Origin of the sequence: Halorubrum aidingense JCM 13560 (assembly GCF_000336995.1) — an archaeon.
Taxonomy (GTDB): domain Archaea; phylum Halobacteriota; class Halobacteria; order Halobacteriales; family Haloferacaceae; genus Halorubrum; species Halorubrum aidingense.
This window is the reverse complement of sequence record NZ_AOJI01000019.1, coordinates 115,698-140,209: the sequence shown is the minus strand read 5'-3', so window position 1 is coordinate 140,209 and position 24,512 is coordinate 115,698. Positions and strand designations below refer to the sequence as shown.

The window sequence follows — 24,512 nt, the reverse complement described above, 5'->3', positions numbered from 1 at the left end:
GATTAAAAACCCGATCACAGAACCGCACGGGGAATTCACCGACCCGGCCGCGACTACCGACGACCGACCGTTCCCGCGGTCGCCCCTACCGGAACCCCATCGCTTCGATCTGCTCTTGGTACCGGTTGCGGATGGTGACCTCGGTGACCTGCGCGACGTCGGCGACTTCGCGCTGCGTCTTCTTCTCGTTACACAGAAGCGAGGCGGCGTAAATAGCGGCCGCGGCGAACCCGGTCGGAGACTTTCCGGAGAGCAGCCCCTGCTCGGCGGAGACGTCGATGATCTCCGTCGCCTTCGACTGGACCTCCTCGCTCAGCTGCAGCGCGGACGCGAATCGAGGAACGAACTGTTTCGGGTCGACCGGTTTGAGCTCCAAACCGAGCTCCTGAGAGATGTACCGATACGTCCGACCGATCTCCTTTTGCGGCACCCGCGAGACGTCGGCGACCTCGTCGAGGGATCGCGGGATTCCCTCCTGTCGACAGGCGGCGTAGAGGGCGGCGGTGGAGACGCCCTCGATGGAGCGCCCGCGGATGAGGTCCTCGTTGAGCGCGCGTCGATAGATGACNCGACAGGCGGCGTAGAGGGCGGCGGTGGAGACGCCCTCGATGGAGCGCCCGCGGATGAGGTCCTCGTTGAGCGCGCGTCGATAGATGACGGAGGCGACCTCGCGTACCGAGCGGGGGACGCCGAGCGCGCTGGCCATGCGGTCGATCTCGGAGAGCGCGAACTGGAGGTTGCGCTCGCCCGCGTCCTTCGTGCGGATGCGCTCTTGCCACTTGCGCAGCCGNAGCGCGCTGGCCATGCGGTCGATCTCGGAGAGCGCGAACTGGAGGTTGCGCTCGCCCGCGTCCTTCGTGCGGATGCGCTCTTGCCACTTGCGCAGCCGGTGCATCTGCGACCGTTTCTCGGAGGAGAGCGACCGCCCGTAGGCGTCCTTGTCCTTCCAGTCGATCGTCGTCGTCAACCCCTTGTCGTGCATCGTCTCGGTGATGGGGGCGCCGACGCGCGATTTCGACTGCCGCTCGGAGTGGTTGAACGCCCGCCACTCCGGGCCGCGATCGATGTTCCGCTCGTCCAGCACCAGCCCGCAGTCCTCACAGACGAGCTCCTGATCGGCGTCGGTGACGATGTCTTTCGACTCGCACTCCGGGCAGGAGAGCGTTTCCTCGTCCGATTCTCGCTCGGTGTCCCGCTCCTGTTGGCGCTGGCGGCTCGGACGTTCCATTATAAGGTTTCTGGTTATTGTCGCATTTAAACCTTTGTCCCAGTTCCCGATCTGTTGTCCCGCGCACAGATCGCTCAAACCCGCGAATATCTCGAAGAGGGGGCCTGTGTCCGCTGAAAAACACAGGTTGAGACGTCGATACCACCGATGAGACCGTCGCTCGCAAACCCGCCGTGAACACGAAACGTGACCGTCGCGCGCGGTCGGAATCCGCTCGACGTCTTCCGGGATCGGTCGTCCGCCTCGCTCCCGCGAACGCGTCACCCCGCTATTAATTATTACTACTGGACATTCAGTAATACTTTTGTATTACTATCGTATATGAGGGTGTATGAGCACGACGCAATCCGGCGGGATCGAAGCGGCGCTGCGCGGCTGTCGCCCGGCAGAAATCGACCCGATCGTGATCGACGCCGACGACATCGACAGCACGGCGCCGGCGCACCTCCGCGATCTCAAAGCCGAACTGTCGGCCCGCGGCTACCAGCCCGCGACGCTGTCGGTCGCGGCTCGCTTCGACGCGGGCGACACGCTCGCCACCCAGCGCGAGGCGGACCGGCTCCGCGAGTTCGTGCGGGCCGCGGCGTTCCTCGGCGCCGGTCGAGTCGAGGTCCGGCTCGACGAGGTCGCCGACCCGGACGTGGCCGAGCCGGCGCTGTCGGCGGTCGCGGAGCGCGCCCGCCGCGAAGGCGTCGAACTCGTCCGGACCGGCGACGGCATCGACGCCTGAGCGGATGGCGAGCAAACGCTCGCTCGCGACGAAGCTGGGGGTCGTTACCGGGTTCGAGACCCCGCGCGTCGCGCTCGAACAGTACCCGACACCGCCGGACTTGGCGGCGCACGTCGTCCACCTCGCCGACCTCCACGGCGACGTCGACGGACGCACCGTCGTCGACCTCGGCACCGGGACGGGGATGCTCGCGCTCGCCGCCGCCCTTCGCGGCCCCGCACGCGTGTTCGGTATCGAACTCGATCGGGCCGCGCTGACGACCGCGGTCGCCAACGAGCGACGGGTCGCCGCCAGCGCTCCCGTCCATTGGATCCAGGCCGACGCGACGCGGCTCCCGCTGGTCATCCCTGACGCCGTCACCGTCGTCATGAACCCGCCGTTCGGCGCACAAGACGGGAATCGCAACGCGGATCGCGGGTTCCTCGCGACCGCGAGCGAGATCGCTGACGTGTCGTACTCGGTTCACAACGCGGGCAGTCAGGCCTTCGTGGAGGCGTTCGCCGACGACAACGGGGGCGAGGTGACCCACGCGTTCGCCGCCGACTTCGCGATCGACGCGCAGTTCGATCACCACGCGGACGCGTCCCGCGACGTCGACGTCGAAGTGTTCCGGATCGAGTGGGCCTAACCCCTTCGAGCGTTCCGGGTGTCTCCCGCTCCGCCGGTCGACGGCAGCTACTGCCGCCCTTCGTATCGCTCCCGCTGGGCGATCTGGACCCGCGTCTCGCCGCGCTCTGCCACCACCCTGTCGTTTTCGCGGACGAATGAGACGCCCTGGAGCGTCACGGACTCGTTGGTTCCGGGCAGCGCCCCGGTCTGGTTCGTCCCGTCGTGTTCGACCCGGAGCTCGAACCCCGCGTCGACGGCGGCGACCGTCACGTTTCGGCCGTCGACGCGCGGCTCCGCTCGCGCCGGCTCGCTCGTGAACAGCGTCGACCGCGTCTCGTCGCGGATCCCGTCGACCCGGTACGCCGTTCCCCCGTTCGTCGTCTCCCAGCCCGTGCGCTGGACCCAGACGGTCTCGCGCCAGCCGGTTCCGCCGACGTCGATCGCGCGGTACCCCCAGAAGGCGAGGTTCCCCCGCGAGACCGCCGTGGTCCAGATCTCCCGGTCGGGGTTCGAGACGATCACCCCCGAGGTGTTGACGACCGTCGATCGGCCGAACGCCTCGACGTCGACGACGCTCACCGTCTGGTCTTCGACGTTCTCGGCGTAGGTCACCTGGTACCCGTTCACCTCGATCGGGTCGCCGGGGAGGTCGCCGTCGTTGACCGTCGTGAGGTTCGGGACGATTCCGGGGCCGGCGACGACCGCCAGCGCCGAGACGAGGAGCAGGAGCCCGACCGCGGCCGGCGTCGCAGACCGGACGCCCTCTCGGAGCGTCGCCGGGCGTCGGACGGCGCGAGTCGGCCAGAACGGCTCCTCGCGGCCGGCGACCGCGAGGGCGACGAGGGCCGCGAGGAGGGCGAGCAGCCCGACGCCGAGCGCGCGGTACAGCTCGTACTGCTCGTTCCCGAGGTACCAGTAGACGGCCCAGAGCCGGCGCGACGCCCCGAACAGGAGGATGGCGCCGAACGCGGCGAGCGCGGCGGTCTCGGTTCGCTCCCGCGTCGCCGAGAGCGACCGGCGACGGCGGCGGCGACGACGCCGGCGCACCACCCATACCGCGGCGATGACGCCCGAGATCAGCCCGATCGCGTGGCCCTGAACCGCGATGTTCGCCCAGCTCGGGGCGCCGTACGACCCGCTCGCCGTCGCGGTGACGACGGGGCTCCGAAGCGTCTCGTAGACGACGTTCGCGAGCGTCGCGCCCGTCAGCGCCGCCACCGTGCCGATCGGGTAGTGAATCAGGGCGAACCCCCAGAGCGCGAAGACGACGCCCGAGAAACCGATCACGGGTCCGAGCGCGAACAGCGACGAGACGAAGCCGAACAGCAGCATCGCGCCGGGAACGACGAGGAACGCTCGGACGTAGGGGTTCGACACCGCTCGACCCGCGGTGAGGGACGCCCGCAACGCGTCGCGGTCGGGGACCGCGTCGCCGATCGCCTCGCGCCAGTCGGATGCCGGGAGGTGCGATCGAACCGTCCCGGTCTCGTCGTCGACGTTGCGACCGTCCGGGAAATGGCCGTAGGCGTACTCGGCGAGCGTCCCCGCGACGAGCGTCGAGAGCAGGTTCCCGGTGATGTGTCCGCGACTCGAGTGGGCGAATCCCGACCAGAACATCCCCTCCGGGTAGAAGTACGACCACGATCGGAACGGGATCACGACGGGTCGGTTCGGGTTCTCGATCCCGCGCTGGACGAACAGGTAGACGGCGACGACGACGGCGACGACGACGAGCGTCCCCCAAGGAACGCCAAGGAGCAACCGCGACCGAAGCGACCGCGTCCACGCGCCGTCCGGTCGGTCGATCAAGTACACGACGGCGAGCGCCACGGCGACGAGCATCCCGCCGACGGCGAGGTGAACCGCGTCGGCCGTCACCGCGTCCGCGATCATTTCGTGGAAAAAACGGGCGGTCGCATATCAATCCGCGGGTCTACCGAGTCCGTGGGGTTCGACTCGTCGTCTCCGACTCTCCGGTCCTTCGGTCCTTCGCCGTCCGCGGCCTCAGATCTTGTTTTCGGCGTCGTCGGCGAGCTCCTCCATCCGCTTGCCGACGCGGCCGGCGGGCGAGAACTCGTCTTCGCTCATCGCGTTCGCGAGGGCGTTCCCGAGCACGAACACGGCGTGTTTGTGTTCGCTCTTCGATTTGTGGACGTGCGAGGGGTCGACGTCGAGCTCGTCGTACGGATCGAAAAGCGAGCTGTCGACCGTCTCGTGGCTGCGGAAGTGCTCCATGATCGTCACCATCTGTTCGTGGAGTTCGAGCAGTTCGTCCTTGTGCATACGCTGAAGTACGGGTCGTACTCCCTATAAGGGTTGTTGAGGGGTATACGCACAGCTCTCGCGCGCGAAGCCCGCTCTCGGCGGTGATGAACAGCCGTGAAAACAGCGGCGACACCGACCGTTAGAAAACGTACTCGTCTTCGTGGCCCATCATCCCTTCGTCCTCGAAGCCGCTGGAGTCGTCGTCCTCCATCGGGCCGCTCGTTTTGTACGCCTTGATCCCCGTCGACAACAGCTCCTCGACCGCCTCTTCGCGATTGAGGAATTCACCCTGCTCGACCATCTGGGCGATCTGCATCTCCAGATGCTCCGGCACGGTTATTTTTACTCGTGGCATTTTCTGCCCGAGAGTAATGGGAATGGGTATATAAATGTGACGTCGAGGATACGGTGTTGGGAAAGCTGAGATGGGTGATATTATAATATCTATTTTATTCTTCAAAACTATTGTTTTATACTATGAAAGACATTCCGAACGGTATGACACGTAACGGCACCTGTTACGGCGCCTGATACAGCACTCGTCGCGGCGGTGGTCGAGCGTCACAACCGTTTCTGAGACGGCGTGCAGGCGATGAGGCGGTGGTCTGCGGGCGCGAGTCGGAGGAGCGACACCGATAGGTGGACGGGATCCTTACGCTGGGGTATGACCGAATCCGGTGCCGTCGACGACGGGGAGGCGACGGCGGGCCACGCTGACACAACGGACGCAACGGACACGACGGACACGACGGACGCGACAGACCTCACGGACATCTACCGCGAGTACGGCGACGACCGACTCCCGCCGGGACAGCGGGAGACGGACCGGTTCCCGGTGCTCTCGAAGAGCGGGACGCCGTCGGCCGACGCCGACTCGTTCGCGTTCGAGGTGTGGGGCGCCGTCGACGAGCGGTTGAGCTACTCGCTCTCGGAGTTCCGCGACCTCCCCGCGGTCACGCAGCGACAGGACTTCCACTGCGTCACCGGCTGGAGCAAGTTCGACTGCGCGTTCACCGGCGTCGAGTTCACCGAGATCGCCGACCGAGCGGGCGTCGACGACGACGTAACGCACGTCCTGTTTCACGCGCTCGACGGTTACACGACGAACCTCACGCTCGACGAGTGCGCCCGCGACGGCGTGTTGTTCGCGTACGGTTACGACGGTGAGGACCTCCCCGCGGACCACGGCGGCCCGATCCGCGTCGTCACGCCTCACAAGTACGCTTATAAAGGGGCGAAGTGGGTCTCCGGCGTCGAGTTCCTCACCAACAAGGAGCTCGGCTACTGGGAGAAGCGCGGCTACAGCGACACGGCGAACCCGTGGAACGAGGAGCGCTACAGCTGAACCCCGCCGATCGTATCGATCCGCGCGGACCCCCGTGATAGTCAGGATAAAGGCCCCCCAGCCCCGACTCAGAGCCAATGGAACAGGCGCGTTCGACGTCGTCACCCCCACTCGTCAGCCGCACGACCGGGATCGAGGCGCCAGCGTTCGCGGCCGCCTTCGACGCGCTCCCGGCGCCGCGGACGACGTGGAGCGCGCCCGATGACGCTCTCGTGCTCGGGAGCGGCGCGGCCGCGACGCTGACCGCGAGCGGCCCCGACCGCTTCGCCGAGATACGGTCGGCCGCGACGGCGCTGTTCGACTCAGGCGACGTCCACGCCGGCACCGAGGCCGCTCGACCGCGGCTCTTCGGCGGCTTCGCGTTTCACGAGGGAGGGTGCGACGGCGACCCGTGGGGACCGTTCCCCGAGGCGCGGTTCGTCCTCCCGCGCGTGCAGGTGACGTTCGCCGACAACGGCGTCTGGCTCACGGTGAACGCGACGGGGACCGACGCCGACGTCGCCGACGTGGAAGCCCGGCTCGCGCGGGAGGTCGACCGGATCGACGCGGCCGACCGCGCGGCGGACCCGGAGACGCCCCGGCCGCCGCGGCCCGGGATCACCGAGAGCCGCCGGACGACGAGCCGAGCGGCGTGGCGCGACAGCGTCGAGGCCGCGGTCGGCCGCATCCGCGGCGGCGATCTCCAGAAAGTCGTCCTCGCGCAGGCGCTGGAAGCGGACCTCGCCGCCGACTTCCCGCACGCCGCGACGCTCGACCGGCTCGCCGAGAAGTACCCCGACTGTCACCGCTACTACTTCGAGCCCGACGCCGACGGGAGCGCGTTCTTCGGCGCGACCCCCGAGCGACTGGTCGCGCTCCGCGGCCGCACCGTCGAGACGGACGCGCTCGCGGGAACGACCGGCCGCGGCGAGACGCCGGCCGAGGACGAGTGGCTCGCACGGGAACTCCTCGACGACGACAAGAACGTCCACGAACACGAGCTCGTCGCCGACACCGTTCGCGAGCAGTTGGAGCCGTTCGCGGCGTCCATCTCCGCCGGCGAGCGCCGGGTGCGCCGGCTCGCCACCGTCCAACACCTCCACACGCCGATCACCGCCGAGCTGAACGCCGAGAGACACGTTCTCGAACTCGTCGAGGCGCTCCATCCGACCCCCGCGGTCGGCGGGCTCCCGCCGGACCGCGCGCTCGAAACGATCCGGGAGACGGAGCCGTTCGATCGCGGCTGGTACGCCGCCCCCGTCGGCTGGATCGACGCCGCCGGCAACGGCGCGTTCGCGGTCGCGATCCGTTCTGCGGTCGCGACGCCGCGCCGCGCCACCCTCTTTGCGGGCGTCGGCCTCGTCGCCGACTCCGACCCCGACCGCGAGTGGGACGAGATCCAACTCAAGTACCGGCCGATCCTCGACGAGTTGGAAGCGGAGAACTAACGGGCCGCGTCCGGTCGGGAGCGCGGCCGAACCTACTGAAACATTTTCAGCGGCTCCGCCTGCGAGCTCTCTTCGGTCGCCTCCTGCATCCGCTTCGCGAACGACTGTTTCGCGTTCCGAATCTCGGTCGCCTGCTCGACGAGCCCGTCGGTGGGCGTCTCGGTGCCGGCGATCGGATCGATCCCGTCCTGAATGAGTATCCGCGCCGCCTCCGGGTCGGGGAACTGCGGGTCCGACTCCACGACCAGCCCGACGGCGTCGCGGTCCCGCTCCAGCGACTCCGCGAGCATCGCTCCGGTCGGTCCGGAGACGAGCCCGGACTCGGGCGGGGCGCCTATCTCGGCGCCCGTCAGGGCGTCGTCGCCGTCGCCGGTCGCGATCCCGTACAACGCGGGCGGCTCCTCGTCCTTCTCCCGGCCGAGCCCGGAGAGGAACACGGGGAACGTGTCGGTCTCGTCGAACCAGCCGTCGAGACAGCCGGCGACCTCGGTTGCGGCGTCCGGGGCGACCGGGATGTCGCTCCGGAGCGCGACGAGGTCGGCCTCCGGGTCGACGTACAGGCGGACCGGCGTGGTCAGCGACGGGTCCGAATCTTGGTAGACGGCCACGCGGGGGATCCCGTCGCAGTGGACGTTCGCGTAGTGGGTCATCTCGTGGGCCTCGATCAGGTGGTCCGTCGCGATCTTGCCGACGAGTCCGACGCCCGGGAACCCCTCGACCAGCGTCGGGCCGTCCAGCTCGATACCGTCGTCGAGAACGGTTATCCGTGCCATGTGCTCGCGTACGACGGGCACCGACCTAAAGGTGGGGCGCGATGGCGGACGGAGCGTCGTCAGCCCGTCCCGAAACCGACTAACGGGCCGGCGCGAAAGGGGAGGCATGAATCCGCTGGAGCGGTACGAACCGCTCGTCGACGACGCGGCGGCGTTCCGCGCGGCCTGCGACCGACCGCTGCCGTCGGTCGTCCGCGTGAACGGGATCGCCGCGTCACCGGCCCGCGTCCGCGAGGCCTTCGACGAGGAGGGAGTCGCCTACGAGCCGGTCGAGTGGCACGACGGCCTGTTTCGGCTCCCCGACGGGAACCCCGGCGGCAACTGGCCGTACGTCCACGGCTGGACGCACGGCCAGGAGGAGGTCTCCGTGCTCCCCGGGCTCGCGCTCGACCCGCAACCCGGCGAGCGCGTCTGGGACGCCTGCGCGGCGCCCGGCAGCAAGACGACGCAGATCGCCGACGCGATGGACGACGACGGGACGGTCGTCGCCAACGACAACAACCTCGGGCGGCTCTCCGCGCTCCGGCACAACGCCGAGCGGCTCGGCGTGACGAACGCGATCGTCACGAACCAGGACGCTCGGAACTTCTCGACGAAGCCGCTCGCGTTCGACGAGTTCGACCGCGCGCTCGTCGACGCCCCCTGCTCGTGTGAGGGCACCTGCCGGAAGAACCCGGACGTCGTCGACCAGTGGACGCTCGACCACGTTCACGGCGTCGCCGGCATCCAGAAGGGGATCTTGGCGCGCGCCGTGCAGGCGACTCGCCCCGGCGGCACCGTCGTCTACTCCACGTGCACCTTCGCGCCCGAGGAGAACGAGGCGGTGCTCGATCACGTCCTCGCGAACGAGGACTGCGAGATCGTCGACGTCGACCTCCCGCTCGACACGGTCCCCGGCGTCACCGAGTGGGACGGCGAGACGTTCGACGACAGCGTCACCCGCGCGCATCGGATCTACCCGCACCATAACGACACCGGCGGGTTCTTCTGCGCGAAGTTGCGCGTCGGCGGGGAGGAGAACACGGAGGTCGGAGCGTGACCGACGCCAACCCCACCAACGACGGTCAGCGGTTCGCTCGGCTCCCCGAGACCCCCGCCGACCGCGAGGTCGAGGGCCGAGCGAGCCGGCGCGAGGTGCTCGACTGGTGGCACGAGCGGTTCGGGATCGACCCGAGCGTCTTCGAGGGGTACAGCTTCTGGGAGAAGGGCGCCGGCAAGGTCTGGATCTTCAACGGCGAGGCGACCGACCCCAGCGAGGTGGAGGCGATCGGGATGACGTTCCTCCGGACGCGACAGGAGCACTGGAAGCCGACGGGGCGAGCGGTCTCCCGGTTCGGCGCGCACGCGAGGACGAACGTGATCGAGCTCGATCCCGCGCAGGCGTCCCGCTTCGCGGCCGGCGAGGACCAGGACCTCCCCGAGTGGGACGGCGACTGGGGGTACCTGATCGCGACCCACGAGATCGCCGGCGGGCAGGCGCCGATCGGCGTGGGGCTGTACCTCTATGACGAACTCCGTTCCGTCGTACCGAAGGGGAGTCGGGCGGACCTGCCGGTCGTGGAGTAGCGGGAGCGCGGCGGCGAATCGCTCGCTCGTTTATAAATAGGAGATCGTGGATCGGCGCTGAATATTTTCGGCTCTGTTGAATCCCTCAGAAATTGACATTCTTTGTTCTCAATCGCTCAGTACAGGTGTCCTACTGACTACAGCCTTCGAACGCCGAATCGGACGGCATATCTCTGAATCGTCCGTCCGTCCCAACACGAACGGTCACCGAATAACAGTCTCCGCCCTTCGTTGGATACGTTCTCGATATCGAATCTTCCCCTCCATCGAGCGTCGCGGAAACCGTGTATTTTCGGAGTTCAGTCGGTAGCCCATCGTCAGGAGTAATAACGGGCTGTTCTTCGCTCGACGGAGGGATCTCCTTGCTCGTGTCGTAGAGCGTCTCACCTGAAGACTGAACCTGTACTCGAACTGTATAGTCCTTGTCGTCCATATTTAAGAGAACGATTTCACCGATACGCGTTCGAGATTGCTGGAAGGGAGAGGCACACCCTGCGATAGCGAGTAAGCCGGGACTCAAACCGGTGAGGAAAGTACGACGAGAGGGGGACACACCTATGCGACCGGTGGTGATAGTGTAAACACTTCTGATGCGGGACAGCGCTTGGAACTATTGATAGATACGCAGTCTGCGACGACTGGCTGTTTCAGCTCATCTTATATGTGATAAGTAAGATCCCAACAGAACCACATTTTCAAATTTCCAGCCGCTCGCTTATAAGCGATTGATGACCAGTTGACGGAGAACACCGCCAAAGCCCCAGCCGCAAGGACTCGCGTGACTCGCTGTTGCCCCTTTGAGTCCACCCGGCCCCGCACTGCAACCGCACCTCACGCCTCCCCAGCCTCGTCGGTGGTCCTCCGCGTCGCTCCGGACCACCGACTCCCTCGCGCCTACTCCTCCTTCTCCCGCAGCGTCCCGCCGCCGAGCCCCTCCCACGCGACGCGGTACCCGAGCCGCGAGAGCGCGGCGCTCGCGTCGTCGATCCCGCGCTCGTCGAGCGCGGATTCCGCCTCGGAGAGCGCCATCCCCGCCTCGATCGATTCCGCCGCCGCCGCCAGCACCGCGGGGCGCACGAGCGTCCGCCCGACCAGTTCGTGGTCGGGGAACGCCTTCCCCTCGATCGCCTCGACGCTCACGCCGTGCTCGTCCGCGAGGTCATCGAGCCCGATCGCGTCGGCGTCGGGCGACAGCGACTCGGGGAGGTCGGCGGCGGCGTCGGCGACGAACTCGGCCTCGTACTCGCGGAGCACGTCGACCACGTCTTTCACCCGGACGCTCCCGGTGTACGTCACCACCCGATGGTCGCGGGCGGCGATTTCTTCCCCGACGCCCAGCGTCTCGTCGACGGCGACGAGCAGGTCCACGTCCTCCACGTCGGCGAGCTGGCCGAGCTTCTTCGCGACGTATTCGGGCGTCCAAAACCCCATCACCTCGAAGAACAGCCGGAAGTCGGCGTGGTCGTAGTCGAACGCGAAGTCGGGGATCATCACCCGGGTCCCGGTTTCGAGGGGCTCCGGCTCCCGCACCAGCGTCCAGTCGAGGTCGAGCCCGCGAAACCGCCCGGCGAAGTCGGCCTCGACGCCGCTGTCGAAGTCGGGCTCCGCGACCGGTTCGACGCCCGGCACGGTCACGTCGCCCTCGGAGAGGCGCATGGTGCGCTCGCGGCCGCGGTCGTCGATCGTCGCCGTCAGCTCCCACTCGGCCGACTCCGCGACCGTCCGGAGGAGCCGGGAGAACGCGGTCCCGTACCGCCGGGTGCGCGAAAAGAGCGCGTCCGGCCCGGTGACGACGAGTTCGCGGCCGGCCGGGGTCCGTTCCACTTCGTACATCAGCCGGAGCCGCTTGACCGCCGAGACGAGCCGCTTCGGGTCGTTCGAGCGCACCCTGACCTCGGTGGCGTCGAAGAGGGCGGTCTGCGCGAGCGAGAGGTCGTACTGCGCGAGCAGCGAGTCGGGGCCCCAGCGCACGTCGGCGTCGACGAGGATCTCGTTGACGTCGCGGTCGGCGTACAGCGACGCCTCCACGTCCTCGCTCGCGAGCCCGAGCGCGTCGGCGGCGCGGTCGATCGCGGCCGTCCGCTCGTCGCTCGTGGCGACGCCGACCGCCTCCGCGGCCTCGAACGCGGCCCGGCGGACGCGACGCGGAGGGACCGGCGCGCGCGTCTCGAAGGTACACTCCCGCTCGACGAGCGCGGCGAGTCCCCGGACGAGCTTGAAGTCGCCACCGCGTTCGGCGGCGTCAGACTCCAGCGCCGCCAGCGCGTCGTCGAGGTCGCCGCGACGCTCCCCGACGTGGGACTCGAACGTCTCGAGTACTCGCGCCGCGAGCGGGCGGTGCTCGCGGGTCGCAAAGCGCGGGTGGAACCCGCCGCCGGCCCGGGACGCGCGCAGGAGGTCCTTCCGTAACACGTTCCGCCGCTACGTCGCCGTCGAAGTAAAGCGGGGGGTTTGTCTGCAGCGGGAAGCCTCCGTCTCCGGGCGGCCTGGTCACTTGGGGGTGATCTCGAAGTCTATCTCCTCGCCGCGGGCGAACCGCAACAGTGCGCCGACGATCGGAACCACCCAGATCGTCGCGTACAGAACCTGTGTAAGCGGGTTCGACAGGAGGTAAAAGAGAAGTTTGTCGCGGCGAGACTCGAACTGCACGGCGTCACGAGTCGCGGCGTAGGTCCGAATGGAGTAGTAGAGCCAGGTCGCGAAGTTCACGACGACGATGGCGGTCAACACTCCGGTGAACTCGAAGGGAGTCCCCCTGACCGTCCGCCAGAAAACGAATGCCCCCGCCGGAACACCGATGAGATTCGTGAGCGAGAGCATCTGGTTTGCGACGGTGAACGTCGTGAACCGAGTCCGGTCGCGCCAGGTCAGCCGCTCGTCGAGCAGATGCTCGTACGGGCCCATCACCCAGCGACGCTTTTGCTTCCGCCAGTCGCGAAATCTCGGGGGACAGAGGTCCTGAACGTATCGATCGATGACACCGAGCTCGTAGCCGCGCAGATACGCCTCGACGCCGAGGGTCATGTCCTCGGTGATCGCGTTGGCGTCCCAGCCGCCGAGCGCGTACAATTTTCCGATCTCGAAAAAGTACCCTTTCCCCAGCAGCTGATACGGTCCCTTGCTGGCGCTCGCGTAGATGACGTGCGACCAGGCGGCGATTCCCATCGCTTCAAGCGCCGGGAGCCACCCGCTGGCGTGGTTTCGAACCGTCTGTTTCGCTTGCACTACGTCATACTCTTGTAAGCCTCGGACGGCCAACGCGAACGTATCCGGCGGCAGTTCGGTGTCGGAGTCGTAGACGGTGATGACGTGCTCCGGCTGTAACGACAAGGTCGCGAACGCGTACGTGAGGGCCGCCGCTTTCGACCGCGGGAGCCGGCCCCCCTCGATCATGCGGCCGTCGGCCTGGAGATAGTACTGGAGGCTCTCACGATCGACGCCGACCGAGACCACGTCTCGGTCGTGCTCCGACGCCTCTCGGATGAGGTCGTTGATGTACTCCTCAACCACGGCGTCGTCCTCTTCGTAGACCACGAACACGTGAATCAGATCATCGGGATACTCCTGTTCGAATATCTCTTCGATGGTCTCCTCGATTATCTCTTGTCGCTCTCCCCGGATCGCGATCAGTACGTCGATAGGTCGGTACTCGGTGGGATCCTCATCGGGAACGGCGTTGGGCGTTCTGACGTAGAGCAATCCCGCCACCGCGAGATTGACCACGAAGTACAGCGCCTGGGTGAACACGAACGCTGCGAACACCCACGAGACGAGGTGGCTACTCACACATTGTATCCAATTACTAACCACATGATGCTGTCTATTCCCACCCGGGTGCGACACGCTTAACTCCGAAACCCGTCGATCGGAGGGTAATGAGTACCGACGCGGCGAGTGACGCGGACGCCGATGCAGACGGCGAGGGCGGCGCCGAGAAATCCGGCGAACGCGACGAGCCCGAGGCGTTCACCCGCGCCTGCGAGGCGTTGGTCGATCGGATCCTCGCGGGCGAGATCGACCGCGACGACCTCGAGTCCGCGAAGCTCGACGCCTGCTCGGAGTTCTCCTCCCCGAAGGTGCCGAAGAACACCGAGATCCTCGACCACACGCCCGCCGAGGCCCGCGACGACGTGATCGAGGTCGTCCAGCGGAAGCCGGTCCGCACCGCGTCCGGGGTGTCCCCCATCGCGATCATGACCTCGCCGAAGCTGTGTCCCCACGGGAAGTGCCTCTACTGTCCGGGCGGTCCCGCCTCGGAGTTCTCCTCGGCGCAGTCGTACACGGGCCACGAGCCCGCCGCGGCCCGCGGCAAGCAGAACGACTACGACCCGTACGGGCAGGTCACCCTCCGGCTCGAACAGCTCCGGAAGATCGGCCACCCGGTCGACAAGGCCGAGCTCATCCTGATGGGCGGCACGATGACGGCGCGCTCGCACGACTACCAGGAGTGGTTCGTCAAGCGCGCGCTGCAGGCGATGAACGACTACGACCTCGACAAAGAGCCCGAACCCGCCGAGGGAGAGTCGTTCGCGCCCGACCCGGAGGCGGCCGAGTTCGAGTACCTCGAAGACGTGATCGCCGAGAACGAGACCAACGAGATCCGCAACATCGGGACGACGTTCGAGACGAAGCCGGACTGGTGTGACCCCGAGCAGATCGACCGCATGCTCGATCTCGGCGGCACCAAAGTCGAGGTCGGCGTCCAGACCACCTACGAGCGGATCAACCGCGAGATGCACCGCGGCCACGGCAACGAGGCGTCGCGGAACGCCAACCGCCGCCTGCGCGACGCCGGCTTCAAAGTCGGCTTCCACATGATGCCGGGCCAGCCGGGGATGACCAAGGAAATGTGCGTCGAGGACTTCCGGCAGCTGTTCGCGAACCCCGAGTGGCGGCCCGACTACCTGAAGATCTACCCGACGCTCGTCGTCGGGGGCACCCGCGTGTACGACCGCTGGCGCCGCGACGAGTTCGAGCCGCTCTCCAACGAGGAGGCGGCCGACGTCGTCGCCGAGGTGATGGACCTCATCCCGAAGTACACCCGGCTCCAGCGCGTCCAGCGCGACATCCCCGCGGACTTCATCGAGGGCGGCGTCTGGAAGTCGAACCTCCGTCAGCTCGCCGACCAGCGGGCCGAGGAGAAGGGGATCGTCCAGCGGGACATCCGCGCCCGCGAGGTGGGTCACAACGACGCCGACCCCGACCCGGACGACGTCGAACTCGACGTGTTCACCTACGAGGCCGGCGGCGGAACGGAGCACTTCATCTCCTTCGAAGACCCCGTTCGCGATCTGCTCGTCGGGTTCTGCCGCCTGCGGTTCCCCTCGTTTTCGCCCGACCAGCCCGGTGCGCCGGGCACCGAAACCGACGCGACCCGCCGCGAGCTCGCGGACGCCGCGCTCATCCGCGAGCTTCACGTGTACGGCACCGAGGTCGCCATCGGCGGCGACGGCGACTGGCAGCATCAGGGGTACGGACAGAAGCTCCTCGAACGCGCCGAGGAACTCGCCCGCGACGCCGGCTACCGCAAGCTGGCGATCATCTCGGGGATCGGCGCCCGCGAGTACTACCGGAATAAGCTCGGCTACCACCAGGACGGGCCGTACGTCTCGAAGCGGTTGTAGTCGACACCGGACGCGACCGCTCTCGGTTCGTCTCTCCTCGCCTCGACGGCCCGTCCGCACAACGACACGCCTTTTTCCGGGCCGACTGTCTCTGTCGAGTATGGACCAGAAGCGGGAGCTGTCGAGCATCGACCTCGGCGCGCTCGTCACCGAGCTCAATCGGTACGCGGGCGCGAAGGTCGACAAGGCGTACCTCTACGACGACGACCTGCTCCGGCTGAAGCTCCGCGACTTCGACCGCGGGCGCGTCGAACTCATGATCGAGGTGGGCGACGTCAAGCGCGCTCACGTCGCGGACCCCGAGCACGTCGCGGACGCGCCCGGCCGCCCGCCGAACTTCGCGAAGATGCTGCGGAACCGCCTGTCGGGCGCCGACTTCGCGGGCGTCGAGCAGTACGAGTTCGACCGGATCCTCACGTTCGAGTTCGAGCGCGAGGACGAGAACACGACGCTCGTCGCCGAGCTGTTCGGGCAGGGGAACGTCGCCGCGCTCGACGAGACCGGCGAGGTCGTCGGGTCGCTCTCGACGGTCCGGCTCAAGTCGCGGACCGTCGCGCCCGGCGCGCAGTACGAGTACCCCGCCTCGCGGCTCAACCCCCTCGACGTGAGCCTCGGCGGGTTCAAACGCCACATGCGCGAGTCCGACAGCGACGTGGTGCGGACGCTGGCGACCCAGCTCAACCTCGGCGGGCTCTACGCCGAGGAGGTGTGCACCCGCGCGGGCGTCGAGAAGACGCTCCCGGTCGACGAGGCGACCGACGACCAACTCCGGGCGCTCCACGAGGCGCTCTCGCGGATCGGCGAGCGGCTCCGCTCCGGCGACATCGACCCGCGCGTGTACGAGGAGGCGCTCGACGGGGACGGGGAGGAAGACGGGAACGGAGACGCCGGCTCCGACACGGACCGGGACCCCCGGGTCGTCGACGTCACTCCGTTCCCGCTCTCGGAACACGAGGGGCTCCCGAGCGTCGGCTTCGACTCGTTTAACGCCGCCGTCGACGAGTACTTCTACCGGCTCGAACACGAGGACACCGACGCGGGCGAAGCCCCCGCCGACGCCAGCGCGTCCCGGCCCGACTTCGAGGAGGAGATCGCCAAACAGGAGCGGATCATCGAACAGCAGCGCGGGGCGATCGAGGGGTTCGACGAGCAGGCGGCACAGGAGCGCGAGCGCGCGGAGCTGTTGTACGCCGAGTACGACCTCGTCGACGAGGTGCTCTCGACGGTGCGGGACGCCCGCGCGAACGACGTCCCGTGGGACGAGATCGCCGACACGCTGGCCGCCGGCGCGGAGCGAGGCATTCCGGCCGCCGAAGCGGTCGTCGACGTGGACGGGAGCGACGGGACCGTCACGGTCGAGTTGGGCGACGACGGCACTCGCGTCGAGATCGACACGGGCGCGGGCGTCGAGGTCAACGCTGACCGGCTGTACCAGGAGGCCAAGCGGATCGAGGACAAAAAGGCGGGCGCCGAGCAGGCGATCGAGTCCACCCGGGCGGAGCTGGAGGCGGTCAAAGAGCGGAAAGCGGAGTGGGCGGCTCAGCAGGCGGCGGCCGACGACGACCAGTCCGACTCCGAGGAGGACGACGACGAAGAGGAACACGAGATCGACTGGCTCTCGCGCTCGTCGATCCCGATCCGACGGCCGGAAGACTGGTACGAGCGGTTCCGCTGGTTCCACACCGCGTCGGGGTATCTCGTCATCGGCGGCCGCAACGCCGACCAGAACGAGGAGTTGGTGAAAAAGTACATGGGGAAACACGACCGGTTCTTCCACACGCAGGCGCACGGGGGGCCGGTGACCCTGCTGAAGGCCGCCGGGCCGTCGGAGTCGGCGGACCCGGTCGACTTCTCCGAGCAGACGCTCCGGGAGGCCGCGCAGTTCGCGGTGTCGTACTCCTCGGACTGGAAGGACGGCCGCGGCGCGGGCGACGCGTACATGGTCGAGCCCGATCAGGTCTCGAAGACGCCCGAGAGCGGCGAGTACATCGAGAAGGGGAGTTTCGTGATCCGCGGCGACCGAACCTACTTCGAGGACGTGCCCTGCCGGGTCGCCGTCGGCGTCCAGTGCGAGCCGGTGACGCGAGCGATCGGCGGGCCGCCGTCGGCGATCGTCGACCGCGCGGCCGCCTCGGTGACGCTGGAGCCGGGGATGTACGCCCAGAACGACGCGGCGATGATGGTGTACCGGGAGCTGAAGAGCCGCTTCGCCGACCAGTCGTTCGTGCGCAAGGTCGCGAGCGCGGACCAGCTCCAGGAGTTCCTGCCGCCGGGCGGCTCCGACATCGTCGACTGAGGCGGTCGAGGCCGGCTTCGACCGCCGTCTCCGTTTCGCCGTCGCGATCGGGCCGGAGCGCGACCCTTTCAAGCCTCCGCGACCGAGTCGGCGTATGAGCTTCGAGGCGCTGCCGGACGGCTGGCGGGTGTGGAACGAGGAGCCGAGCGGTCGGGCCATCCTCGTCTACCGACCGGACGTCTTCAGCGGCGACGACCTCCCGCCGGAGTGTCTCCCGACGATCTACCTGACGAACGGCTCGCGAAACGCCCGGCCGGGCGCCGGGCAGTACGCCACCGACGAGTGGCACGTCGTCCTCTTTTTAGAACCCGAGATCGAGGCGGTCGCGGAGACGCACGACGGTCGCGAGGCCGGCGCGGCCAGCGCCGTCGACGTCGCGGCGCGGTTCGCCGCGGGCGAGATCGACTACCGAGCCGCGTACCAGGTGCCTCGCGAAGACTACTTCGAGCGGCTCGACGAGTACGTCGGCGGGGAGTCAGCGGCGGAGTGAGGCGAGCGCCGACGGGATCGGACCGGGTGTGAGCACGGGAGATCGGACAGAATCGAGCCGATTGTGAGCGCGGGACGATGGACGCGACCGAGGCGCCGTCGGCCAGCGCATTTCCCTCGATCGATCCACGTTTGTGGATGTTTTAACGGTTTAAAGGGGCTGTAGATGCCACGAACACGAGGGTTTTTATCGACTCACGCCCCAGCGGCGTACATATGCAAGCCGGTGGGGACTACACCTCCGACGAGCCGCGAGAGAAGTGCGGTGTCGTCGGCGTCTCGCTCGCGGACCGAGAGGCCGCACGGCCGCTGTACTACGCGCTGTACGCGCTCCAACACCGCGGGCAGGAGTCCGCGGGGATCGTCACCCACGACGGGTTCCAACAGCACAGCCACGTCGAGCGGGGGCTCGTCGGCGACGCCTTCGACGAAGAAGACTTAGCGTCGCTGTCGGGCGGCACCGGAATCGGCCACGTCCGGTACCCCACCGAGGGGAGCCTCGACAAGAGCTGTGCACAGCCGTTCTCCGTCTCGTTCAAGTCCGGCTCGCTAGGGCTCTCGCACAACGGGAACCTCGTGAACGCCGACGAGGTCCGCGAGGAATTGGCCGCGGCCGGCCACGCGTTCACCTCCGACGGCGACACCGAGGTGATCGCCCACGACCTCGCGCGGAACCTCCTGGAGGAGGACCTCGTGCGAGCCGTCAAACACACGATGAACCGCATCCACGGCTCCTACTCGCTGGCCATCACCCACGACGACACCGTCCTCGGAGTCCGTGACCCGCTGGGGAACCGCCCGCTGTGTCTCGGGAAGGTGGACGGCGGCTACGTGCTCGCCAGCGAGTCCGCCGCCATCGACACGCTCGACGGGGAGCTCATCCGCGACGTGCGCCCCGGCGAACTCGTCGTCTTGGACCCCGACGGCGCCGGCTACGACACCTATCAGCTCGTCGAGAGCGAGTCGACGGCCCACTGTTTCTTCGAGCACGTCTACTTCGCCCGCCCCGACTCCGTGATCGACGAGAACCTCGTGTACGAGGTGCGTCGGACGCTCGGCCGGAAGCTCTGGGAGGAGTCCGGCGTCGAGTCTGACGTGGTGATGCCCGTTCCCGACTCGGGCCGGGCGTTCGCCTCGGGCTACGCCGACGCGTCCGGCGAGACCGCCGCCGACGGGAGCCCGCGGCCCGAGGGAGAAGACGGTATCGAGTTCGCCGAGGGGCTGATGAAGAACCGGTACGTCGGCCGGACGTTCATCATGCCGACACAGGACGAACGCGAGCGAGCGGTCCGCCTGAAGCTCAACCCGATCCGGTCGACGGTGGAGGGGAAATCGGTCACCATCATCGACGACTCCATCGTCCGCGGCACCACTTCGACCCAGTTGGTCGAACTCGTGCGCGAGGCGGGCGCCGAGGAGGTCCACCTCCGGATCGGCGCGCCCGCGATCATCGCGCCCTGCTACTTCGGTATCGACATGGCGACCCGCGAGGAGCTGATCGCCGCGGACGCGTCGACCGAAGATATCTGCGAGCAGGTCGGCGCCGACTCGCTGTCGTACCTCTCGGTCGACGCCGTCGCCGAGGCGCTCGGCGAGAGCCGGGCCGACCTCTGTCTCGGCTGTGTCACCGACGAGTACCCGTTCGACGTCGAGGGCGAGAAGACCGATCGCGAGATCGCGAGCCCGTCGCCGGATTCGACGCTCGCGGACGACTGATAACCCCCGTTCGTCGGCGGATCGAATTCTTTCACGCTCCGTCCCCCGCCGTCTCCCGTCCCCCGCCGTCTCCCGTCCCCCACCGCCTCCCATCCCCCGCCGTCTCCCGTCTCCCACCGCCTCCCATCCCCCGCCGTCTCCCGTCTCCCGCCGCCGGTACCCCCCGGTGTCACGAGTTAGCGTCGCGTATCGGGAGCTTAAATACGCGCACGACGGGACGTAGACGTATGACGTTCAACGCCGACGACACGACGATGAGCCGTCGCGGGCTGTTCAGGGCCGGCGCCGCGGGCGCCGCCGTCGCGGCCGGCGTCACCGCCGGAACCGGGAGCGTCGCCGCCCAGTACGACGGCTGGCTCGACGACGTCGACAACTACGACGGCACGCACGACTACACGGGCCAGGACGAGGTCACAGTCGAGGTCGGTGCCGGGGACAACGGGCTCCGCTTCGGGCCGGCCGCGATCCTCATCGACCCCGAGACGACCGTCGTCTGGGAGTGGACGGGCGCGGGCGGCGCGCACAACGTCGTCGCCGACGACGAGACGTTCGACAGCGGCGACCCCGTCGACGGGGAGGGCGAGACGTTCGAGTACACCTTCGAGGACGCGTCCGACGGCGACACGTTCAATTACCTCTGTGTCCCCCACGAGGCGGTCGGCATGAAGGGGGCTGTCGCGATCGGGTCCGTCGACGACGACCTCGTGACGCCGGGTGAAGGCGGCGACGGCGAGGGCGGCGAGGGCGGAGACGACGAGGGAAGTGAGAACAGCAGCGACGGCGAGGGCGACGACGGCGGGAGCGGCGGCCGTACCCTCTCCGCCGGCGACATCGGCGCGCTCGCGCTCAGCCTCGGCTTCGCCGGAGCGCTGCTGATCCCGCTGTTCTACGCGGCGCACAAGATGGCGACCGACGAGGAGTAGTCCGCGAGGCGGCGCGACGGTTCATCGCGACTGCGGCGGGCCGCTCTCGTCCGGACCGGATCGGCGTGGAGAGAGAAGGCGTGCAAACGGCGTTTTTCCGAGCTAGTAGAGATGATACAGCATGAGGTACACGCCGATTCCCATGGTGAAGGAGATCAGCCAGAGCGCGGCGGCGACGGAGCCGATCTGCGCGTGTCGCGTGTGGTACAGCTCCCGGTACGGGCGGGTCGCGGCCAGCAGGAGCGCGTAGAAGACGAACGGGACGCAGACGATCGCGAGCAGGATGTGGACCGCCAGAAACGGGAGGTAGACGTAGCTGTACACGAGTTCGGGACCCGGGAACTCGGCGGTACCCACGAGGATCAGCCGGTAGAGGTACCCGGCGAGGAACGCGGCGAACAGCCCGAACGACGTCAGCATGAACGCTTTGTGTCGCCGCACGTTCCCCCGTGAGATCGCCCGCCAGCCGAGGAGGATCGTCGCGATCGCGGTCGCGGAGATCGCGGCGTTGAGGTGCGGGATCGCGGCGAGGACGCCGTCGCTCGCGCGCGGGAGGAGGCCGCTCGGGATCGCGCCGCCGACGGCGCCGAACACGAGCGCGAGCGCGACGGCGGACAGGAGGGCGGTCAGTGCCGGTACGTTCTCGCGGGCCCACTCGGACATGAGCGATCGGACGGGCGCCACTCCCAAACGCGTGCCGGTTCCGTCGGCCGCGACGGCGGCGTCGGTGGCGTCGGTGGCGACGTCGACACGCCGATGGCCGCATACGACACCGCGTCTCTCACCCCCGCGGCCGGGCCGGTGGCATTCGCCGACACGGCGGTGGCGAATGGAAGGGCTTTTAATTGGGGGAAGGGTACATGGAGATGCGACAGAACACCGCGAGCGTGGGTAGCCAAGCCAGGCCAACGGCGCAGCGTTGAGGGCGCTGTCCTGTAGAGGTCCGCCGGTTCAAATCCGGTCCCACGCATCGCTCGGCGGCACACCCGCCACACCGATGCACGGTGTTGTCTCTACGACAGCACCCACGCACAATTCCTTTCGAACGCTACGCGCAGAGTGGTTACTTTGTACTGGGCGCTGAGATGGTGAGTGCTTCCAAAGCCACGGTCATTCGCTTATAAATTGCTGATTACGGATCGACGGTGAACACCTCCAAAGCCCCAGCCGCGAGGACTCGATGGGCTCGCTGCGGTCCTCAGTCGGTCGCTTACGCTCCCTTCTTGCGGTCCTCGTGTCGCCCGTCTTCGTCCTCGCAACTGCCCCTTTGAGTCCCGCCCGCCCGCAACCGCACAGCCTCACACCTCCCCAGCCTCGTCGCTGGCGGCGACAGCCGCCAGCGACTCCCTCGCGCGTGCTCCTCGCGGGCCGATAGCCCGCTCGGAGGCACGCGCCACCGCCTCGTTTATTTATAAATTGTGTCGCGGCGTCGGTCTCCACCGATCGGTGCCGCCGTCGCTCATCGCTCCCCGCGAACTGCCACCCTTTTAGTTCCGGCCTGCCGGAGTAGCGCGTAATGAGCACGGACGCGACCCCCGAGTACGACCACGAGGAGCTGGGGCTCGTCGCCGGTCTGGAGATCCACCAGCAGCTCGACACGGCGACGAAGCTGTTCTGTGACTCCCCGACGACCGAGCGCGACCCCGACGCGGCCGAGCGGGAGATCACCCGCCGGCTCCACCCGACGAAGAGCGAACTCGGCGAGCTCGACGACGCCGCGATGGAGGAGAGCCGCGTCGACCGCGAGTTCACCTACCTCGCGTACGACACCACCTGCCTCGTCGAGGAAGACGACGAGCCGCCCCGCCGGGTCGACGACGAGGCCCTCTCCGTGGCCCTCCAGATCGCCGACCTGCTGGACATCTCGGTCGTCGATCAGGCGCACGTCATGCGCAAGCTCGTCATCGACGGCTCGAACACCTCCGGCTTCCAGCGATCGATCCTGCTCGGCCAGGCGGGCGAGATCGAAACGAGCGAGGGGACCGTGTCGATCGCGGACCTCATGCTCGAAGAGGAGTCGGCCAAGCGCGTCGAGGAGACCGACGACGGCGTCGTCTACTCGCTGGACCGCCTCGGCGTCCCGCTCGTCGAGATCGGGACCGGCCCGGACATCCGGAGCCCGGAGGGCGCTCGCGAGGCGGCCGCGCGAATCGGCATGCTGCTCCGCTCGACGGGCGCGGTCAAGCGCGGGCTCGGCACCATCCGCCAGGACGTCAACGTCTCCATCGCCGAAGGCGCCCGCGTCGAGGTGAAAGGCGTCCAGGACTTACAGGGGATCGAGGACATCGTCCGCGGCGAGGTCGGCAGGCAGGCCGAACTGCTCGCGATCCGCGACGAACTCGACGAGCGCGACGCGAGCGTGGGCGACGTGCGGGACGTGACCGACCTGTTCGCCGACACCGACTCCGGCGTCATCCGGAGCGCCCTCGACTCGGGCGGGAAGGTCACCGCGGTACCGCTGTTCGGCTTCGACGGGCTGGTCGGCCGCGAGATCCAGCCGGACCGCCGGCTCGGCACCGAGCTGTCGGACCACGCGAAGCGCCACGGCGCGGGCGGCATCTTCCACACCGACGAGCTGCCGGCCTACGGCGTGACCGACGAGGAGGTCGACGCCCTCCGCGAGGCCGTCGGCGCCGGCGAGACCGACGCCGTCGCGATCGTCGCCGCGGACCCCGAGACGGCGGACCTCGCGATCGACGCGGCCGCCGAGCGCGCGGCCACCGCCATCGAGGGCGTCCCCGAGGAGACCCGCGGCGCCAACGACGACGGGACGACCCGGTACCTCCGGCCCCTGCCGGGCGCCGCGCGGATGTACCCCGAGACCGACGTGCCGCCGGTCGAGCCGGACCCGACCGACGTCGAACGGCCCGAACTCCTCGACGAGAAGACGGACCGCTACGTCGACGACTTCGGGCTCGACCGCGGACTCGCCGAGCAGGTCGCGTTCGGTCGGCGCTTCCCGCTGTTCGAGACGGCGGTCGAGCGCGGCGTCGACCCCACGTTTGCCGCCTCGACGCTGGAGTCGACGACGACCGAGATCCGCCGGGACGGAGCGCCCGTCGAGAACCTGACCGACGAGCACTTCCTCGCGCTCTTCGACCTCGTGGAGGACGGCGACCTCGCGAAGGAGGGCGTTCCGGAGGTGTTGACGACGCTCGCCGAGGATCCGTCGCTGTCGGCCGCTGAGGCGGTCAAGGCGGCCGGGCTCTCCGGCGTGAGCGAAGCGGAGGTCCGAGAGGCGGTCGTCGGCGTCGTCGAGCGCAACGCCGATCAGGTGGAAGCCGAGGGGATGGGCGCGTTCTCCGGGCTGATGGGCGAGGCGATGGGCGCGCTTCGCGGGAAGGCCGACGGCGAGGTCGTCTCCGACGTGCTGCGCGAGGAGATCGGCAAGCGGTCGTAGGCGTCGCTGCGCGGTGCAGTTGGTCACACGCGCACGACGGCGGCGTCGGTGGGTAACGGCTGCCGCCGTCCCAGCCGCTCGTTTATAAGTAGTCGCTGCGATCGCTCACTTCCTTTTATAC

20 protein-coding genes and 1 tRNA gene are annotated in these 24,512 nt (G+C 68.1%); 13 read left to right on the top strand and 8 right to left on the bottom strand.

Translation table 11 applies throughout. The annotated features are described in order from the left end of the window. Positions 1-85 precede the first annotated feature (85 nt). Positions 86-1,228, bottom strand: a complete 1,143-nt coding sequence (locus tag C461_RS06650; protein WP_007999756.1) for a transcription initiation factor IIB — start codon at positions 1,226-1,228, stop codon at positions 86-88. A 331-nt stretch (positions 1,229-1,559) separates the two neighbouring features. On the opposite strand from C461_RS06650, the gene C461_RS06645 reads away from it, so the two are divergent. Continuing rightward, positions 1,560-1,958, top strand: a complete 399-nt coding sequence (locus C461_RS06645; protein WP_007999754.1) for a hypothetical protein — start codon at positions 1,560-1,562, stop codon at positions 1,956-1,958. Between the two features lie 4 nt (positions 1,959-1,962). Continuing rightward, positions 1,963-2,586 carry an METTL5 family protein gene (locus C461_RS06640; protein WP_007999753.1) on the top strand — a complete coding sequence of 208 codons (624 nt, stop codon included), beginning with the start codon at positions 1,963-1,965 and terminating at the stop codon, positions 2,584-2,586. A 47-nt stretch (positions 2,587-2,633) separates the two neighbouring features. Here the strand turns inward: C461_RS06640 and C461_RS06635 are convergent, their stop codons facing one another. From C461_RS06635 to C461_RS06625, 3 genes are all read right to left on the bottom strand, one after another. Beyond that, positions 2,634-4,460, bottom strand: coding sequence for a rhomboid family intramembrane serine protease (locus C461_RS06635; protein WP_007999751.1), 1,827 nt, complete (start codon positions 4,458-4,460; stop codon positions 2,634-2,636). A gap of 111 nt (positions 4,461-4,571) precedes the next feature. Then, a complete protein-coding gene (locus C461_RS06630) occupies positions 4,572-4,850 on the bottom strand; it encodes a UPF0058 family protein (RefSeq protein WP_007999749.1) in 279 nt (92 codons plus the stop codon). Positions 4,851-4,971: 121 nt separating this feature from the next. Further along, entirely contained in the window at positions 4,972-5,187 is a 216-nt protein-coding gene (locus C461_RS06625) for a ribbon-helix-helix domain-containing protein (RefSeq protein ID WP_007999746.1), read from the bottom strand. 309 nt (positions 5,188-5,496) lie between these two features. On the opposite strand from C461_RS06625, the gene C461_RS06620 reads away from it, so the two are divergent. Both C461_RS06620 and C461_RS06615 read left to right on the top strand, forming a co-directional pair. Next, the gene (locus tag C461_RS06620; protein WP_007999744.1) at positions 5,497-6,177 is read left to right on the top strand and encodes a sulfite oxidase-like oxidoreductase; all 681 of its coding nucleotides are present in this window, start codon (positions 5,497-5,499) and stop codon (positions 6,175-6,177) included. 77 nt (positions 6,178-6,254) lie between these two features. Further along, positions 6,255-7,604 carry an isochorismate synthase gene (locus C461_RS06615; RefSeq protein WP_007999743.1) on the top strand — a complete coding sequence of 450 codons (1,350 nt, stop codon included), beginning with the start codon at positions 6,255-6,257 and terminating at the stop codon, positions 7,602-7,604. A gap of 32 nt (positions 7,605-7,636) precedes the next feature. Here the strand turns inward: C461_RS06615 and C461_RS06610 are convergent, their stop codons facing one another. Beyond that, positions 7,637-8,377, bottom strand: a complete 741-nt coding sequence (locus C461_RS06610) for a proteasome assembly chaperone family protein (protein WP_007999741.1) — start codon at positions 8,375-8,377, stop codon at positions 7,637-7,639. 106 nt (positions 8,378-8,483) lie between these two features. Between C461_RS06610 and C461_RS06605 the strand changes: the two genes are divergently transcribed. Continuing rightward, the gene (locus C461_RS06605) at positions 8,484-9,416 is read left to right on the top strand and encodes an RsmB/NOP family class I SAM-dependent RNA methyltransferase (RefSeq protein ID WP_007999739.1); all 933 of its coding nucleotides are present in this window, start codon (positions 8,484-8,486) and stop codon (positions 9,414-9,416) included. Further along, positions 9,413-9,943 (top strand): DUF7122 family protein, encoded by a 531-nt coding sequence (locus tag C461_RS06600; RefSeq protein ID WP_007999737.1) that lies wholly within the window; start codon positions 9,413-9,415, stop codon positions 9,941-9,943. The genes C461_RS06605 and C461_RS06600 overlap by 4 nt, the downstream gene beginning before the upstream one ends. An 894-nt stretch (positions 9,944-10,837) precedes the next feature. Here the strand turns inward: C461_RS06600 and C461_RS06595 are convergent. Both C461_RS06595 and C461_RS06590 read right to left on the bottom strand, forming a co-directional pair. Continuing rightward, positions 10,838-12,355 carry a DUF790 family protein gene (locus tag C461_RS06595; RefSeq protein WP_007999736.1) on the bottom strand — a complete coding sequence of 506 codons (1,518 nt, stop codon included), beginning with the start codon at positions 12,353-12,355 and terminating at the stop codon, positions 10,838-10,840. 78 nt (positions 12,356-12,433) lie between these two features. After that, positions 12,434-13,729 (bottom strand): glycosyltransferase family 2 protein, encoded by a 1,296-nt coding sequence (locus C461_RS06590; RefSeq protein ID WP_007999734.1) that lies wholly within the window; start codon positions 13,727-13,729, stop codon positions 12,434-12,436. 89 nt (positions 13,730-13,818) lie between these two features. Here C461_RS06590 and C461_RS06585 point away from each other — a divergent pair, with 89 nt between their 5' ends. The 5 genes from C461_RS06585 (at position 13,819) to C461_RS06565 (ending at position 20,991) form a co-directional block, all read left to right on the top strand. Continuing rightward, entirely contained in the window at positions 13,819-15,567 is a 1,749-nt protein-coding gene (locus tag C461_RS06585) for a tRNA uridine(34) 5-carboxymethylaminomethyl modification radical SAM/GNAT enzyme Elp3 (protein WP_007999731.1), read from the top strand. A gap of 100 nt (positions 15,568-15,667) precedes the next feature. Next, positions 15,668-17,863: a ribosome rescue protein RqcH gene (rqcH, locus tag C461_RS06580; RefSeq protein WP_007999729.1), complete on the top strand. Its 2,196-nt coding sequence runs from the start codon at positions 15,668-15,670 to the stop codon at positions 17,861-17,863. A gap of 94 nt (positions 17,864-17,957) precedes the next feature. Beyond that, positions 17,958-18,353 (top strand): DUF5820 family protein, encoded by a 396-nt coding sequence (locus C461_RS06575; protein WP_007999727.1) that lies wholly within the window; start codon positions 17,958-17,960, stop codon positions 18,351-18,353. Between the two features lie 215 nt (positions 18,354-18,568). Further along, complete coding sequence (gene purF / locus C461_RS06570) at positions 18,569-20,068, top strand: amidophosphoribosyltransferase (protein WP_007999724.1); 1,500 nt, start codon at positions 18,569-18,571, stop codon at positions 20,066-20,068. A 227-nt stretch (positions 20,069-20,295) separates the two neighbouring features. Next, positions 20,296-20,991: a halocyanin domain-containing protein gene (locus tag C461_RS06565; RefSeq protein ID WP_007999722.1), complete on the top strand. Its 696-nt coding sequence runs from the start codon at positions 20,296-20,298 to the stop codon at positions 20,989-20,991. A 102-nt stretch (positions 20,992-21,093) separates the two neighbouring features. Here the strand turns inward: C461_RS06565 and C461_RS06560 are convergent, their stop codons facing one another. Continuing rightward, positions 21,094-21,654 carry a DUF420 domain-containing protein gene (locus C461_RS06560; protein WP_049906403.1) on the bottom strand — a complete coding sequence of 187 codons (561 nt, stop codon included), beginning with the start codon at positions 21,652-21,654 and terminating at the stop codon, positions 21,094-21,096. 222 nt (positions 21,655-21,876) lie between these two features. Between C461_RS06560 and C461_RS06555 the strand changes: the two genes are divergently transcribed. Together C461_RS06555 and gatE are read left to right on the top strand one after the other, a co-directional pair. Next, positions 21,877-21,961, top strand: a tRNA-Leu gene (locus C461_RS06555). 546 nt (positions 21,962-22,507) lie between these two features. Beyond that, positions 22,508-24,391 (top strand): Glu-tRNA(Gln) amidotransferase subunit GatE, encoded by a 1,884-nt coding sequence (gatE, locus tag C461_RS06550; protein ID WP_007999719.1) that lies wholly within the window; start codon positions 22,508-22,510, stop codon positions 24,389-24,391. Positions 24,392-24,512: the final 121 nt, after the last annotated feature.

Bases quoted from the DNA above. Each gene is read 5' to 3' on its own strand.
- C461_RS06645 (WP_007999754.1), top strand. From the start codon at position 1,560: ATGAGCACGACGCAATCCGGCGGGATCGAAGCGGCGCTGCGCGGCTGT.
- C461_RS06640 (WP_007999753.1), top strand. From the start codon at position 1,963: ATGGCGAGCAAACGCTCGCTCGCGACGAAGCTGGGGGTCGTTACCGGG.
- C461_RS06635 (WP_007999751.1), bottom strand. From the start codon at position 4,460: ATGATCGCGGACGCGGTGACGGCCGACGCGGTTCACCTCGCCGTCGGC.
- C461_RS06630 (WP_007999749.1), bottom strand. From the start codon at position 4,850: ATGCACAAGGACGAACTGCTCGAACTCCACGAACAGATGGTGACGATC.
- C461_RS06625 (WP_007999746.1), bottom strand. From the start codon at position 5,187: ATGCCACGAGTAAAAATAACCGTGCCGGAGCATCTGGAGATGCAGATC.
- C461_RS06620 (WP_007999744.1), top strand. From the start codon at position 5,497: ATGACCGAATCCGGTGCCGTCGACGACGGGGAGGCGACGGCGGGCCAC.
- C461_RS06615 (WP_007999743.1), top strand. From the start codon at position 6,255: ATGGAACAGGCGCGTTCGACGTCGTCACCCCCACTCGTCAGCCGCACG.
- C461_RS06610 (WP_007999741.1), bottom strand. From the start codon at position 8,377: ATGGCACGGATAACCGTTCTCGACGACGGTATCGAGCTGGACGGCCCG.
- C461_RS06605 (WP_007999739.1), top strand. From the start codon at position 8,484: ATGAATCCGCTGGAGCGGTACGAACCGCTCGTCGACGACGCGGCGGCG.
- C461_RS06585 (WP_007999731.1), top strand. From the start codon at position 13,819: ATGAGTACCGACGCGGCGAGTGACGCGGACGCCGATGCAGACGGCGAG.
- rqcH (WP_007999729.1), top strand. From the start codon at position 15,668: ATGGACCAGAAGCGGGAGCTGTCGAGCATCGACCTCGGCGCGCTCGTC.
- C461_RS06575 (WP_007999727.1), top strand. From the start codon at position 17,958: ATGAGCTTCGAGGCGCTGCCGGACGGCTGGCGGGTGTGGAACGAGGAG.
- purF (WP_007999724.1), top strand. From the start codon at position 18,569: ATGCAAGCCGGTGGGGACTACACCTCCGACGAGCCGCGAGAGAAGTGC.
- C461_RS06565 (WP_007999722.1), top strand. From the start codon at position 20,296: ATGACGTTCAACGCCGACGACACGACGATGAGCCGTCGCGGGCTGTTC.
- C461_RS06560 (WP_049906403.1), bottom strand. From the start codon at position 21,654: ATGTCCGAGTGGGCCCGCGAGAACGTACCGGCACTGACCGCCCTCCTG.
- gatE (WP_007999719.1), top strand. From the start codon at position 22,508: ATGAGCACGGACGCGACCCCCGAGTACGACCACGAGGAGCTGGGGCTC.